The organism is Pseudomyxococcus flavus, from assembly GCF_050038885.1.
Taxonomy (GTDB): domain Bacteria; phylum Myxococcota; class Myxococcia; order Myxococcales; family Myxococcaceae; genus Myxococcus; species Myxococcus flavus.
In genome coordinates, this window is record NZ_CP143624.1 from 6345519 (window position 1) to 6359979 (window position 14461).

Consider the following 14461-nt stretch of genomic DNA (forward strand, 5'->3'; position numbering starts at 1 on the left):
ACGCTACACCGCCGCAAACAGAGCGTCCTGGCCGACATCAACTCCTGGGGCACTCACAACAGAATGACCTCACCCAACTTCATTCCTTCCACGAAGCCGCTCCCCTTCGAGCTGCGCCCGTCGTCCATCCAGGGCACGGGGGCGTTCGCCACCCGCCGAATCCGCAAGGGCACCCGCATCATCGAGTACCTCGGTGAGCGCATCACCCAGGCGGAGGCGGACGTCCGCTACGACGACGAGGCGATGGAGCGGCACCACACGTTCCTGTTCAACCTCGACAGCAAGACGGTGCTGGACGCGGGGACGCTCCACAACGAGGCGCGGTACATCAATCACTCGTGCGCGCCCAACTGCGAGGCCCTCATCGACAAGGGCCACATCTACATCTACGCGCTCCGCACCATCGAGCCGGGTGAAGAGTTGGTCTACGACTACGCCTACGAGCGCACCGAGGACATGGGCCCGGACGCCGAGGCGCTCTACATGTGTCGCTGTGGCGCGCCCGAGTGCCGGGGCACCATCCTCGCGCCGCCCAAGAAGGCGCCCGCACGGAAGAAGCCCGCCGCGAAGAAGTCGAAGGCCGCGTCGAAGTCGAAGTCGCGGAGCAAGCTGTACGCGGGGGGCAAGAAGGCGGCGGGGAAGAAGAAGTCCGCGTCCGGTGCCAGCAAGGCGCCGAAGCGGGCAAAGTCGCCGGGTCGCAAGCGCGCGAGCTGATTCGTTCGAGGTAGGGCGGCGTCCTCTTCAAGAGGGCGCCGCTGTGCCGGCCGTGCGTGCTGTGATGGTGTTGAGCACGGTCGTTGAGGGAACTCCGCCGGTGCTCGATGTGAGGCGCTCGGTCGTTGGCAGTTGCTCGAGACGAGCCGCGAGCGCTCGCCCACCCCCTGTGAGGGGCTACTCCCGCCTACAGCCACTGCCGGAGCCCGCTGCGGGCATGTGGCAGGTGGTTGCCGTAACGGCAGACACGGGGTTCAGGGCAATCCTGATTGCCGAGCTGGAGTCGACACGGGATTTCACAGGTCTCTTCCACGGTGGCGAATGACGACCATTCCATGCAGCGCTGGCCAGTTCCACGGTCATCGTCGCTGCGCAGGCCTTGCCACGCCCCTACAGGCTCACCGGTGGTAGCTCGGTCCCATTCGAGTAATGAACATCGCGCCCCCCATCTAGTTGGCGCATATCAGGAACAGACCGAAGGCGAGCCGCCCGGTCAGGCACTGCTGTGGAGATGTACCGCCTTCTCGAGACTCAAAAGAAGACACATGACGTTGGCATGGTTCGTTGCGAGCCATTGTATTGAATGGAGTGGAAGGCCGACCTTTCATCCGAGAATCCGTGGACGAATCGGCGAGGTCTGCAAATAGACTCGTCCCGTGAACGACGTCCTCCACTTCCTGCTCACCGCGCCCGCCGAGCCCCAGGTCCTCGACTCCGTCGACACCTGGTGGCGGCGGCACCTGGAGCTGTCCTCCCGCTTCACCGCGCCCTCGGACCTGGCGCTGGCGGGTGGCTTCCTCGCCGACCGGTTGGGATTCGCCTTCGCTTCGGGCTACCACGCCGCGCTCCGCCGCCTGTTCCCGGAGCTTCCGGCGGACCAGCCCATCGCACTCTGTGCCACCGAGCCGGCCGGAGCGCATCCCAACGTCATCGAGACGCGGCTGGCCGACACCAGCGCGGGCCTGAGGCTCTCGGGCAACAAGACGTTCGTCACGCTGGGGACCCGCGCGGAGCTGCTGCTGGTGGTTGCCTCGGAAGGGCAGGACGCCCAGGGTCGCAACCGCCTGCGCATGGTGGCCGTGGACGCGAAGCGGCCCGGTGTCCGGCTGAGCGCGCTCCCGGAGCTGTCCTTCGTCCCCGAAGTGCCTCACGCGGAGCTCATCCTTGAGGACGTGGCGGTGGCTCCGGAGGATGTTCTGCCTGGAGATGGCTACGCGCGCTACCTCAAGCCCTTCCGCACCGTGGAGGACTGTCACGTCCAGCTCGCGATGCTGGGATGGTTGCTCCAGGTGGGGCGCCGCAGTGGCTGGCCGGACGACGTGCGCGAGGAGCTGCTCGCCCTGGCGGTGATGATGCGCGGCCTCTCCCAGGCGGAGCCGTCCGAGGCCGCCACGCACGTGGCGCTGGGCGGTGGGCTCGCGCTGACGAAGCGCGCGGTGCTGGAGCGGTGCGAGCCCCTCTGGGCGTCCACGGACGCCACCACGCGCGAGCGCTGGGCCCGGGACCGGGTGCTGCTGGGCGTCGCCGGGAAGGTCCGGGCGAAGCGCCTGGAGGCGGCTAGGCAGCGCATCCAGGATGCATCAGAGCAGGGGGGCTGACCCGGCGGAGCACCGCAGGCGGGCCGGCCGCGCAATCCGGACTGTGGATGAGAGAGACAAACGAAGGGCCGGGACTCCACGAGGGAGTACCCGGCCCCGGTGCTCACCGCGACGCGGTGGCGGCGCTCAGTAGCGGCCGCCGCCCACGGCGGAGACGATGGCGGAGAGGATGCGGTTCTCCACGCCCCACACGGCCTTGTTCAGGCCCTTGATGCCCGCGCCGCGCAGGTAGTCGGTGAAGTCGTGCAGGGCGGTGGAGCGCTGCATGCCCTCGCCCTTGGCCGCGTAGAGCAGCGGCGTGTTGGGAGCGCCCGTCAGGCCCAGGTCCGGCACGGCCTGGGACAGCGTCTGCGGGTCGATGCCCGTCGCGGCGGACATCATCGCGACGGTGAACTTGTGCACCGGCAGGTCGCGCACCTCGGGGACCTTCTTGAGGACCTTCGCCTTGGTCTTCTCGTCGGTGGCGAGCTGGTCCACCGTGACCTTCGACATGGCGATGATCTGCTCGTTCGTCACGTGCTTGCTGTCGAGGATGGCGCGGCTGAACAGGCTGGCCGCGGTGTCACCCTTGATGGTGATGTTGTTCGCGTCCGGGTTCGACTGGAGCCGCGACACGATGGACTGCACCGCGCGGCCCACCTCCGTGTCCGGGCCACCCCGCCAGGCGCCGGGAATCGGCTGGGCCGCCACGGCCGGACGGGCCCGAGCGGCGCCCTCGAAGGAGTTCACCTGCGTGTGACCGACGGCGGCGGCACGGGCCACGTTGGCCGGCTGCTGGGCCGGGGCCTCGGGCTGGGCCCGCGAGGGCGCGGCGGAAGGATTCGAGATGACGCGGGGGCGGCTGTCGATGCGGGACATGGCCAGGGCTCTCCGGGGAAAATCAGCTTGTCGGTGATTATCGCAAGTCGGCTGTAAAGGTTGCGTGGGGCGCTATGTTCCACGTCGATGAAGGCCTTCCCCAAAGAGTTCGCTGACTGGTTGACCCCCCGAGGCCGCCGCATCCTCGATGGCAAGGAGCGCGACGTGGTGGGCGCCCTGCTGGACCCGGCGCGTCCCTTCGTTTCGCTGCAGGGTGTCATCGACCCCCGCCGGGCCGCCGCCTGCCGCGACGCATTGGACGCCGCCATGCGCGACACGATGGTGCCCATGGAGGACCCGATTCCGGCGGACTCCATCTCCGGGCAGACGATGAACTACATGGAGCTGCTGCCCAAGACGGTGCGCGTGCGCACCGCGCTGCTGGAGAGCCGGCGCTCCCGCTCGTGGCGCGCGGCCGAGTCCGTGGGGCTCACGGACATGCTGCGCTCGGACACCTTCGCCGGGTTCGCCGCGGCCGTGACGGGCCGGGCGCTGCGGCGCAAGTGGGGCATCCAGGCGCTGTGCTACGGCCCCGGCGACTACTCCGGCCCCCACAACGACCACCATCCGGAGGAGCCCGAGGCCCGCGACGGCTACGTGGACATGCACGTCAGCCTCACGCTGCCCGGGGTGGACCATCAGTACCTCGTCTATGCCCGGGACGGGCACTTCACGGAGATGACCCGCGTCAGCACCGTGGGCGGCATCACCGTGTACCGGCTGCCCTTCTGGCACTTCACGACTCCGCTGCTGGCCCGGAGGGGCAGGGAGGCGGCGTCCCGGCGGTGGGTCCTGTTGGGCACCTTCCTGGACGCGGCCCCGGGGGCCCGACCCGCGACGACCGTCCTCCCCGCACAGGCTCCGGCGAAACGCCTGCCCGCCCGCTAGGCCGCTGACTTTCGGGAGTGGCGGCGGGGCCAGACGGCGTTAGCTTGGGGCGCCCTATGAGCCCCACCGACACCGATGCCCTGGCTGGAGACCTCCTCGAGTACATCGACGCCTCGCCCACGCCGTACCACGCGGTGCGCGAGTCGGCCCGCCGTCTGACGCAGGCCGGCTACCGCCAGTTGGATGAGCGCGAGCCCTGGACGCTGGAGCCCGGCGCGCGCGTCTTCATCACCCGCGGGGATACGAGCATCGCGGCCTTCCACCTGGGCACCCAGCCCGTGGACCGGGCCGGCTTCCGGCTGGTCGGCTCGCACACGGACTCGCCGAACCTGCGCGTGAAGCCGAACGCGGCCGTGACGAAGAACGGCTACCAGCAGCTTGGCGTGGAAATCTACGGCGGGGTGCTGCTGCACACCTGGACGGACCGCGACCTGTCGCTCGCTGGCCGCGTCATGGTGATGGTGGAGGGCCGTCCCCAGCGGCACCTGGTGGACTTCCGAAGGCCGCTGCTGCGCGTGCCCAACCTGGCCATCCACCTCAACCGCGGGGTGAACTCGGAAGGGCTCAAGCTGAACCCTCAGGAGCACATGGTCCCGGTGCTGGGCCTGGAGCGCGCCGGCGCCGCGGAGCTGCACGGGCTGCTGCTGGAGGAGCTGGCCAAGGGAGGCGTGAAGGCGCAGGCGGGGGACATCCTCGGCTACGACCTGTGCCTCTATGACTTGCAGCCGTCCACGCGCTCGGGCGCGCACGGCGAGTTCCTCCACGCGCCGCGCCTGGACAACCTGGCGAGCTGCCACGCGAGCCTGTCCGCGCTGCTCTCCAGCAACGCGCCGCGCGAGGCGACCAGCGGCGTCATCCTGTTCGACCACGAGGAGGTGGGCAGCCGCAGCGCGCAGGGCGCCGCGTCTCCCTTCCTGCGTACCCTGCTGGAGCGCCTGACGCTGGCGCACTCCGACGGCAAGCCGGACGCGTTCCACCGCGCCATCGCGCACTCGTTCCTGGTGAGCGCGGACATGGCGCACGCCATCCACCCCAACTACGCGTCGCTGCACGAGCCCAAGCACCAGCCGCACATGGGCGCGGGCCCGGTCATCAAGTCGAACGTGAACCAGTCCTACGCCACGGATGGCGAGTCGTGGGCCTTCTTCACGGCCCTGTGCCGCGAGGCCGGCGTGACGCCGCAGCACTTCGTCACCCGCACCGACCTGGGCTGCGGCAGCACCATCGGCCCCATCTCCGCCGGGCAGCTCGGCATCCGCACGGTGGACGTGGGCAATCCCATGCTGTCCATGCATTCCATCCGGGAGATGGCGTGCGCCACCGACGTGGCGCAGATGGTGGCCGTGCTGAGCCGGCTCTTCGCGTAGGTCCGCGGAAGGAAGGAGGAGGCCCGCGGCCAGCGGGCGCCTCCTCGTCCCCCGGAGTTTTCGCTCAGTGCCCCGCGCTGAGCACCGCGCCGGGCTTGTCATGCGTGCCCAGGCGCGTCAGCAGCGTGGCGCTGGCCTCGTTGAGGCCGCTGAGCTTCACCTCCACGCCCCGGGCGCGGAACTTGAGCACCACGCGGTCCACCGCCGCCACGGCCGACACGTCCCAGATGTGGGCGCGCGACAGGTCCACCTCCACCGCGCGGACCGCTTCCCGGAAGTCGAAGGCGGAGACGAAGGCCTCCACGGAGACGAAGAAGAGCTCCCCGGAGACCTGGTAGCGGCGCGAGCCCCCATCCTCGCTGAGCGCGCTCTCCACCACCACCAGCTTGGCGACGGTGCGCGCGAAGAAGATGGCGCTGAGCACCACCCCCACCAGCACGCCCTTGGCGAGGTCATGCGTGAGCACCACCGTGCCCACGGTGGCCACCATGACGAGGGTCTCCGGCAGCGGCATCACCCGCATCGCGCCCAGCGACTTCCAGTCGAAGGTGCCGATGGACACCATGATCATGACCGCCACCAGCGCGCCCATGGGGATGCGTGCCACCCAGTCGCTCAGCACGAGGATGAGGAAGAGCAGGAAGAGTCCGGCGAAGCAGCTCGACAGCCGGCCCCGGCCCCCCGAGCGCACGTTGATGACGGACTGGCCAATCATCGCGCAGCCCGCCATGCCGCCAAACAGGCCCGTCACCACGTTGGCGATGCCCTGTCCCGCGGCCTCGGCATGTTTGTCGCTGGGCGAGTCCGTGAACTCGTCCACGACGGCGGCCGTGAGCAGCGATTCGAGCAGGCCGACGAAGCAGAGCGCCACGGCGTAGGGGAAGATGATGCGCAGTGTCTCCAGGGTGTAGGGCACCTGGGGGAGGTGGAAGAAGGGCAGTGAGTCGGGGAGGGCCCCCATGTCTCCCACCGTGCGCACGGTGCTGTCGGTGAGCAGGCTGATGGCGGTGATGACGACGATGGCCACCAGGGGGGACGGCACGGCCTTCGTCAGCCGGGGGAGGCCATAGATGATGGCCAGCCCGCCCGCGACCATCGCGTACATCGGCCAGCCTTCACCCACGAACTGCGGCAACTGCGCCATGAAGATGAGGATGGCCAGCGCATTGACGAAGCCCGTCATCACCGCGCGAGGGACGAACTTCATGTAGCGGCTGAGCTTCAGCGCCCGGAAGCCGAGCTGGAGCACGCCGGTGAGAATCGTGGCCGCGAACAGGTACTCCACGCCGTGGTTCGCCACCAGGGAGCCCACCAGCAACGCCATGGCGCCCGTGGCCGCGGAGACCATTCCCGGGCGCCCGCCGAAGATGGCCGTCAGCACCGCGATGATGAACGAGGCGTACAGCCCCACTTTCGGGTCGACGCCCGCGATGATGGAGAACGCGATGGCTTCGGGGATGAGCGCCAGGGCCACCACCACGCCCGCCAGCACATCTCCCCGGATGTTGGAGAACCACTCCCGCTTCAAGCGGGGCACATCGATACGTGTCGTCAGATTCAAGGCGTACTCAGAGCAGCCCCCGCGTCCCGGGACACGGGGAGGGAAAGGGCGCACGCAGGGCGGTAGCGGCACGACTGCCGCGCATTCCCGCCCGGTGAGGCGCACGGAGAAGGATTGATTCAGGAAGAGGCGGACGGCCTGAGGCGGCGACACACGCGTGCCACGCACCGCAGAGCCTCCACGGACCGACTCACGTCAAGGTGGCGTGACGGAAGCCGCCCGCACACGGAGGGTCAGGCTGTCCCAGGCCCGCGCAGGACGGGCATGTGGGGGCGTTCCCTGCCAGGAATACGCACGTGTGTCGGAAGGAAGAGGCATGCCGTCGCGTGCGGTCGGCCACCCAAAGGAGCAGCCAGCCGCGCGCGTCAGTCTCATGGCATGACGCGTTCTGTCAACGGGGCATGCAGTCAGGCCCCGGCTTGTCACAATGGTGGATGCCCGACATGCGCGTCAGGAACCGCTGCTGCCATCCGCGCATCTCGCAACGTGCAAGGGGCTCCGAATCGAGCCCGCCTCCATGGGTGCGAGCCACGGCGCTGACGCGACCCTCGCGCGATTCGGAGATGGGGCCCTCGTACGCCAGGAGGCCTCGCACACCTCAGGAGACCGCGAGTGTCAGGCGGCGCTCGCGGGCCTCGGTCAGTGTGTGCGCGTCCATCAGCACCGCCGTCTTCTCCGGCGGAGACAGGGGCTCCACGCTGTCCCCCAGCAGCTTGCGCCGCGCGGAGGCCAGCGCCATGGGGACGGCGGCGGGCGCGGGCTGGGACTCCAGCAGCGCCAGGTGCAGCGCGTGCGCCTTGGCGTCCGAGATGACGTGGTCCACCGCGTCCGTCACCGGCTCCAGCGCGTGCTCCTCGGCCACCTCGCGCGCACGCTCCAGCACGCGGGGAGGCTCCGTCTCCTCGGGGATGACGAGCAGGCCGCGCCGCTCCAGCCACGTGCCCAGCGACGCGCGCGACGTGAAGACGGAGAGGGGAATGGACAGCAACAGGCCCGCCACCACGGGCGACAGCCACAGCAGCAGCCCGGGCGACAGGAAGTACGCCACCGCGGCCAGCGCCACGCCCACGCCGGTGTGGACCGCGTGCCGCCGGGCCGCCTCGGACCAGGGCAGGTCGGCGTCGTCGCGCTGCTGGCTGGACCACGTCACCTTGTAGCCAAGCAACGTGCCGAAGACGAAGTGCGACTGGAACAGCATCATCACCGGCGCCATCAGCGTGGCCAGCAGGCTCTCCAGCACCACGCTCAGCACCAGCCGCACCCGGCCGCCCATGCGCGCCGAGTCCCGCGAGCTCGCCAGGGCCAGCAGCAGCCCGAAGCACTTGGGCGCGAACAGCATGACCATGGACACGGTGAACAGCCGCACGGCGCCCGCGGTGTCGAACGCCAGCGCCTCCGGGCCCAGGTCCTCCAGCAGGTGCGGGTTGGAGAACGACAGCCACCCGTCATAGAGGCCCGCAATCAGCCCGGACAGCAGGAACAGCAGCCAGAGCGGGGACGCCGCGTAGGACATCACGCCCATCAGGAAGTGGCCCCGGCTGATGGGGTGCAGGCCGCCCGCGGCGACGAGGCTCAGGTGCTGGAGGTTGCCCTGACACCAGCGGCGGTCGCGTTGGGCATAGTCCAGCAGGCTCGGCGGCGGCTGCTCGTAGCTGCCGCCCAGCTCCGTCACCAGCCACACGGTGTAGCCGGCACGGCGCATCAGCGCGGCCTCCACGAAGTCATGGCTGAGGATGTGGCCGCCGAAGGGCTGCTGGCCGGGGAGCACCGGCAGGCCGCAGTGCTGGATGAAGGCCTCCGTGCGGATGATGGCGTTGTGGCCCCAGTAGTTGGACTCACCCAGCTGCCATGCCGCGGCGCCCGCGGCCACCACCGGGCCGTACACGCGCCCGGCGAACTGCTGCAGCCGGGCGAAGAGGGTGCTGCGCCCCACGTTCAGCGGCGGCGCCTGGAGGATGCCCGCGCGCGGGTTGAGCTCCATCAGCCGCGCCATCGTCACCAGCGTGCGGCCGTCCATCAGGCTGTCGGCGTCCAGCACCACCGTGAAGTCGTAGTGGCGGCCCCAGCGCTCGCAGAAGTCCTGGAGGTTGCCGGCCTTCTTGCCCGTGTTGTCCGTGCGACGCCGGTAGAAGATGCGCCCCTGGCCGCCCACGCGGCGGCACAGGTCCGACCAGGCCAGCTCCTCGGCAATCCATGCCTCGGGGCGGGTGGAGTCGCTGAGGATGTAGAAGTCGAAGGCGTCCAGCTGGCCGGTGGCCTCCACCGACTCGTAGGTGGCCTGCACATTGGCGAAGACGGAGGCCGGGTCCTCGTTGTGGATGGGCATCACCACCGAGGTGCGCGAGGTGAGGCGCGTGGCGGACTCCTCCTCCGTCGGCCAGCGCAGGCCGGGCAGGCGCCGGCTCACCGCGAGCTGGAGGAAGCCCGCCACCGCCGTCCAGAAGGACAGCGCAATCCACCCGAAGCACAGGGCGAAGAGCACCAGCAACAGGCTTTCGGGGACGGTGGTGCCGCGCGCGCTCAGCAGGCGGTGCATCTCCCACGTGCCCACGAGGGTGGACACGGCGGCGAGGCCCAGGACGAAGAGGCGCCGGATGCCGGCGCTCTCCGGTGAGAACGAATGAGCGTGCATGGCGGAACCTCGCGAAGGGCCTCCCAGCAGGGGGCGGCTGCGTCAGCGGGAGACGGACATGTCGGGCTGGCTGGCGCGCAGCCAGCGGCGCAGGCGCTCGCCCAGCGGCCACAGCACGAGCTGCTGCTCCGGCATGGGCGTGGCCACCTGCGCCGGCGTCGGCACGGGCACCGCCGCGCGCAGGGCGCGGACCAGCTCGCGCGGCACCGCGTCCCGGGTGAGGACGGAGGCGCCGAAGCGCGCGCCGTCGCAGAGGACGAAGGCCGCGCGGCCCCGGGTGAGCAGACGGCCCTCGCCCACCACGTCCATGTCCAGCACGCGCGTCAGCCACGTCTCCATGCGGGCGCGGGCCAGGGCCACGGCGGCCTGCGGCTTCACGTTGGACGCAGTGACACCTTCCAGCACCCAGGCGGCCAGCGTGGCCAGGTCCTCGGTGGCCTCGAAGCCGAAGCCCTGGAAGAAGGCGTCGAGCGCCACGCACGTCTCCGGACGGACCCAGTCGGTCGTCACGGAGGGGCAGGTGTTCGGCGTCGTCACGGAATCCATAGATAGCTCCAGGTCTCGGTGAGGGTCTCCGAACCACGCCGCAGGAAGGCGCGCAGCTCGATGGGTTCACTGGTGCCGTCGGGCTCCAGCTCGAAGGTGGTGCGCCAGCCACCGGAAGGCTCATGGCGCTGGATGGTGGAGCGCAGCACCTGGCCCTTGGCCGCGGTGATGACCGCTTCCACCGGCCCGTCGTCGGCGCGGGCGGTACGGGAGAAGTCGAGGATGAAGCGGCGCGTGGCCGGCGTGACGCCTTCGCCCACGGGCATGCCCGGGGTGATGGCGGAGGTGATGCGCGTCGAGGTGACGACGCCGCCGGTGTTCTCCCAGGGCGACTGGGCGCCCCAATGCAGGCGGTAGGCCACGCGCAGCGGCGTGCCCGGGGTGAGCGGCGCGTCCGGCACCCAGAAGGCGACGATGTTGTCGTGCGTCTCGTCCGGCGTCGGAATCTCCACCAGGCGCACCGCGCCGGGGCCCCACTCGCCCACGGGCTCCACCCACGCGCTGGGGCGGCGCTCGTAGCGGGCCTCCAGGTCCTCGTAGTTGTGGAAGGCCGTGTCCCGCTGCAGCAGGCCGAAGGCGCGCGGGCTCTCCGCGTGGAAGCTGGAGGTGCGCACCTGCCGCGGGTTCTGCAGCGGGCGCCAGAGCTGCTCGCCGTCCTTGGACCAGACGAAGAGGCCGTCCGAGTCGTGGACCTCCGGCCGGAAGTCGTCGAACCTGGCGCGGTCGTTCTCACCGAACAGATACATGCTGGTGAGGGGCGCCACGCCGAGGTTCTCGATGCTGCGGCGGGAGAAGAGCGTGGCCTCCACCTCCATCACCGTGTTCGTGCCGGGGATGATGGTGAAGCGGTAGGCGCCGGTGATGCTGGGGCCGTCCATCAGCGCGTGCAGCACCACGCGGTCCGCGCCGGATGCCGGGCGCTCCAGCCAGAACTCACGGAAGTCCGGAAACTCTTCGGGGCGCGGCTGCGCGGTGTCAATGGCGATGCCGCGCGCGGACAGGCCGTAGAGGTTGCCCTTGCCCAGCGAGCGGAAGTAGCTGGCGCCCTGGAACACCGCCAGCTCGTCGAAGATGTCCGGGCGGTTGAGCGGGTGGTGGAAGCGCAGGCCGGCGAAGCCGTCCACGCCGCTGCGAGGCAGGGACGCCTTGTTGACGACCTTGCCGTAGCTGAAGAGGTCCTGGGAGAAGCGCAGCGGCTGCGAGCGCCCCGCCTCGACGACGTTCACCACCACCGGGGACTGGAAGAGGAAGCCCGGGTGGAAGAACTGCACGTGGAAGGGCAGGCCCGCGTCGCGCCAGTACGCGCGCTCAGGACGGAAGCGGATGTCGCGGTACTGGTCGTAGTTGAGCTGGGTGTACGCCTTGGGCAGCGACTTCGGCGGTGCCTGGTACGGCTTCGCCGCCAGCGCCCGCGCGCGCGCCACCACCGTCTCAGCGGAGAAGGCCGTCGTGCCCTTCGTGGAGGCGGTCTGGGCCTTCGCCGCGGGTGCCCGCGCCACGGCGGCGCCGCTCGACGCCACCGCCACCGCGCACAGCCACGGCGCACCCAGTCTCAACGCTTTCTGCCGCAACGACGTCACGTCCGAGAGCCTCCGTGTGAGTGGGGTCGCCGACCCGACCGCACGCTCCGCGTGGTCTCGCGGTGCGGCGCGTCAGTGCTTCAGCAACCCGCGTACCAGCGCGGCCCACTTGAATCCGCCAGAGCGAAATCGCTGGGATTCCAGTAGGTTGGAGGCATGGGGTCCTGGTGGACTCCAGAAAAACCCGACTCGAATGAGGGGGTGGAAGACGGTTCCCTGCCCTGCGGTCGGGGGCGATGGGGAGGATAGGGGCAGGGGCCCGGAGGGCCTGTCCAAATCTTCCACAGGCTGACAATTCGCTATGCGTGCGCGAGCCGTTCCTGGATCAGGGAGAGGAGTTCCCTGCCAGCGAAGGGCTTTTCCAGATGTGGGCTTGGCACTGACTCCAGGAAGGCCCGGGCCTGGGCCGTCACCGCGCCGCCGGTGAGGAAGATGACCCGCTGGGCCTGGTCGGGGTGCCGGGCCTTGAGGGCGGAGTAGAAGTCCATGCCGCTCATGCCCGGCATCATCAGGTCGCAGAAGACGACGTCGAAGCGCTCGCCGGCCTCGATGCGGGCCAGCGCCTCCTGGGCCCGGGTGGAGAGGGTGACGTCATGGTGCGGACGCAGGGTGCGCCCCAGCGCCGTACACACCAGGGGTTCGTCGTCCACCACCAGCAGGCGGCCGCGCTTCTCGGCGGGGGCGGACGGCGGTGGGGGCGGTGGGGGCTCCGCTCCCGCCCGCTGGGAGGGCGGCAGGAGCACCTGGAAGGTAGAGCCCTTGCCCGGCGCGCTGGTGACGTGGATTTCCCCACCCAGGGCCGTGACGAGGCTGTGGCAGATGGACAGGCCCAGCCCCGTGCCCACCCCGGGCTCCTTGGTGGTGAAGAAGGGGTCGAACAGGCGCGGCAGGTGTTCCTTGGCGATGCCCGCGCCCGTGTCCGACACCTCCACGCAGACCTTGCCATGGCCCGCGACGCGGGTGACGACGCGGATTTCATGCCGCTCCGGCGTCCCCGCGGGAATGGCCTGGGCGGCGTTCACCAGCAGGTTGAGGAACACCTGCCCCAGGCGGGACTCGTTGCCGATGACGGTGGGCACGTCGTCGAGCTGCGTCACCAGCCGGGCGCGGTGGCGAATCTCCGTCGTGGCCAGGTTCAGCGTGGACTCGAGCACCTGCCGGATGTCGACTTCGGCGCTTTCGGCGGAGTCCACCCGGCTGAACGTCTTCAGGTCCCGGACGATGCTGCGCACCCGGTCCGCGCCCTGCTGGGCCTCGGCGAGCGCCGCCTGCGCGCTGCCCACCGCCTCCGCCAGCCGCGGCTCCACGTCGCGCGCGCCGGCGGGCAGCACGCTGGCGAGCTCCTCGCGCGCGAAGGCCAGGTTGGCGGTGAGGTAGGCCAGGGGGTTGTTGATTTCGTGCGCCACGCCGGCGGCGAGCGTGCCGACGGAGGCCATGCGCTGCGCGAGCATCAGCCGCGCCTGCATCTGGTAGCGCTCCGTCAGGTCGTGGGAGACGGAGACGATGGAGTCCTTGCCGTCGAAGGGCAGGGGGAAGGTGGTGGACTCCACGTGCAGCACGCTCCCGTCGCGCTTGACCATCCGCCGCTCCTGGAGCGCCGCGCGGCCGGTGCGCAGGGCCTCGTGCATGCGCGCGTCGGCGCTGGGGAAGTCCTCCTTCGGGATGATGTCGGAGATGTGCTTGCCCAGCAGCTCGTCGACGCTCTCGTAGCCCAGGGCGGTGGCGACCTTGAGGTTGGCGTAGCGCACGCACGCGTTCGTGTCGAAGACGGCCACCAGGTCCGGCAGGCTGCCGATGAGGGTGCGGAAGCTCACCTCCGAGCGGCGCAGGCTCTCCTCGGCGCGCTTGAGGGCGGTGATGTCCGGGAAGAACGAGATGATGTGGGGCGCGCCGCCATAGGACACCATGCCCATGAAGAGCAGGGTGTGGCGCAGCTCGCCGCGGCGCGTGCGGTACTGCGCGTCCATGCCGCGCACCGTGCCGAGCCGGCGCAGGCGCTCCACCACCTGCGCGCGGTCGCCGTGCGTCTCCCACAGGCCCAGCTCCACCGTCGTGCGCCCGATGACCTCCTCGCGGGTGTAGTCGAAGAGTTGGAAGTAGAAGTCGTTGGCGGCCACCACCCGGCCTTCGGCGATGGTGGTGATGGAGGTGGGCACGGGGCTGACGGCCAGCAGCGTGTCCTTGAGGTCATTGCCGAAGGACATGCCCTTGCGGTCCTCGCGCCGGGCGAAGCGGCGGTCGGCCAGCTCCAGCCGCAGCGACAGCTCCTCGTCCTCCACCGGCCACGTCAACAGGTCGTCCGCGCCGGCGTCCAGCGCGGGCCGCAGCGCGGCCATCGCGCCCCGCTGGCCCAGGAGCATCAGCACCGACGCCTCCGCGCCCGGGAGGCTGCGCAGCGCGAGCACCAGCGGAACGCGGGAGGTCTCACCCCGGGCATCCACCACCACCAGCCCACACGCCCCGCTGCGCCAGGCGGCCGGCACGTCGGCCTCGCGCGCCACGGTGACCACCGTGTGCCCCTGCTCACGCAGCCGGGCCTCGAGTGGCGCCAGGTCCGCCCCTCCCCCCTGGGTGACAATCAGGACCCGCATGGGCCTCCTCATGTAGACGGCGGCTCATCGTGACACGACGTCTGCTGTTGTAAAAGCGGAGGCCAGCCCGGTGTGCCGTGGAGGTGACGAAGCGCCTGGGCTGTTACACTGTCACCTGGACCGCGG

Annotated in this window: 10 protein-coding genes; 4 read left to right on the forward strand and 6 right to left on the reverse strand. The window is 70.2% G+C overall.

Going from position 1 to position 14461, the window contains the following annotated elements; translation table 11 throughout:
- Positions 1 to 63 precede the first annotated feature (63 nt).
- Together VZL07_RS26725 and VZL07_RS26730 are read left to right on the forward strand one after the other, a co-directional pair.
- Positions 64 to 714, forward strand: coding sequence for an SET domain-containing protein (locus VZL07_RS26725; protein ID WP_426750574.1), 651 nt, complete (start codon positions 64 to 66; stop codon positions 712 to 714).
- A gap of 656 nt (positions 715 to 1370) precedes the next feature.
- Positions 1371 to 2312, forward strand: a complete 942-nt coding sequence (locus tag VZL07_RS26730) for an acyl-CoA dehydrogenase family protein (protein WP_426750575.1) — start codon at positions 1371 to 1373, stop codon at positions 2310 to 2312.
- Between the two features lie 126 nt (positions 2313 to 2438).
- On the opposite strand, the gene VZL07_RS26735 is transcribed toward VZL07_RS26730, so the two are convergent.
- Positions 2439 to 3170 (reverse strand): hypothetical protein, encoded by a 732-nt coding sequence (locus VZL07_RS26735; protein ID WP_426750576.1) that lies wholly within the window; start codon positions 3168 to 3170, stop codon positions 2439 to 2441.
- An 87-nt stretch (positions 3171 to 3257) separates the two neighbouring features.
- Here VZL07_RS26735 and VZL07_RS26740 point away from each other — a divergent pair, with 87 nt between their 5' ends.
- Both VZL07_RS26740 and VZL07_RS26745 read left to right on the forward strand, forming a co-directional pair.
- The gene (locus tag VZL07_RS26740) at positions 3258 to 4058 is read left to right on the forward strand and encodes a hypothetical protein (protein ID WP_426750577.1); all 801 of its coding nucleotides are present in this window, start codon (positions 3258 to 3260) and stop codon (positions 4056 to 4058) included.
- Positions 4059 to 4114: 56 nt separating this feature from the next.
- Positions 4115 to 5425 (forward strand): M18 family aminopeptidase, encoded by a 1311-nt coding sequence (locus tag VZL07_RS26745; protein ID WP_426750578.1) that lies wholly within the window; start codon positions 4115 to 4117, stop codon positions 5423 to 5425.
- Positions 5426 to 5489: 64 nt separating this feature from the next.
- Here the strand turns inward: VZL07_RS26745 and VZL07_RS26750 are convergent, their stop codons facing one another.
- The 5 genes from VZL07_RS26750 to VZL07_RS26770 form a co-directional block, all read right to left on the reverse strand.
- A complete protein-coding gene (locus VZL07_RS26750; RefSeq protein ID WP_426750579.1) occupies positions 5490 to 6986 on the reverse strand; it encodes a SulP family inorganic anion transporter in 1497 nt (498 codons plus the stop codon).
- A gap of 598 nt (positions 6987 to 7584) precedes the next feature.
- Positions 7585 to 9618, reverse strand: coding sequence for a glucans biosynthesis glucosyltransferase MdoH (gene mdoH, locus VZL07_RS26755; protein WP_426750581.1), 2034 nt, complete (start codon positions 9616 to 9618; stop codon positions 7585 to 7587).
- A gap of 42 nt (positions 9619 to 9660) precedes the next feature.
- The gene (locus VZL07_RS26760; protein ID WP_426750583.1) at positions 9661 to 10164 is read right to left on the reverse strand and encodes a hypothetical protein; all 504 of its coding nucleotides are present in this window, start codon (positions 10162 to 10164) and stop codon (positions 9661 to 9663) included.
- Positions 10152 to 11744: a glucan biosynthesis protein gene (locus VZL07_RS26765; protein ID WP_426750584.1), complete on the reverse strand. Its 1593-nt coding sequence runs from the start codon at positions 11742 to 11744 to the stop codon at positions 10152 to 10154. The genes VZL07_RS26760 and VZL07_RS26765 overlap by 13 nt, the downstream gene beginning before the upstream one ends.
- Before the next feature lie 299 nt (positions 11745 to 12043).
- Positions 12044 to 14335 carry a PAS domain S-box protein gene (locus tag VZL07_RS26770; RefSeq protein ID WP_426750585.1) on the reverse strand — a complete coding sequence of 764 codons (2292 nt, stop codon included), beginning with the start codon at positions 14333 to 14335 and terminating at the stop codon, positions 12044 to 12046.
- Positions 14336 to 14461 lie beyond the last annotated feature (126 nt).

Bases quoted from the DNA above. Each gene is read 5' to 3' on its own strand.
- VZL07_RS26745 (WP_426750578.1), top strand. From the start codon at position 4,115: ATGAGCCCCACCGACACCGATGCCCTGGCTGGAGACCTCCTCGAGTAC.
- VZL07_RS26725 (WP_426750574.1), top strand. From the start codon at position 64: ATGACCTCACCCAACTTCATTCCTTCCACGAAGCCGCTCCCCTTCGAG.
- VZL07_RS26770 (WP_426750585.1), bottom strand. From the start codon at position 14,335: ATGCGGGTCCTGATTGTCACCCAGGGGGGAGGGGCGGACCTGGCGCCA.
- mdoH (WP_426750581.1), bottom strand. From the start codon at position 9,618: ATGCACGCTCATTCGTTCTCACCGGAGAGCGCCGGCATCCGGCGCCTC.
- VZL07_RS26740 (WP_426750577.1), top strand. From the start codon at position 3,258: ATGAAGGCCTTCCCCAAAGAGTTCGCTGACTGGTTGACCCCCCGAGGC.
- VZL07_RS26735 (WP_426750576.1), bottom strand. From the start codon at position 3,170: ATGTCCCGCATCGACAGCCGCCCCCGCGTCATCTCGAATCCTTCCGCC.
- VZL07_RS26760 (WP_426750583.1), bottom strand. From the start codon at position 10,164: ATGGATTCCGTGACGACGCCGAACACCTGCCCCTCCGTGACGACCGAC.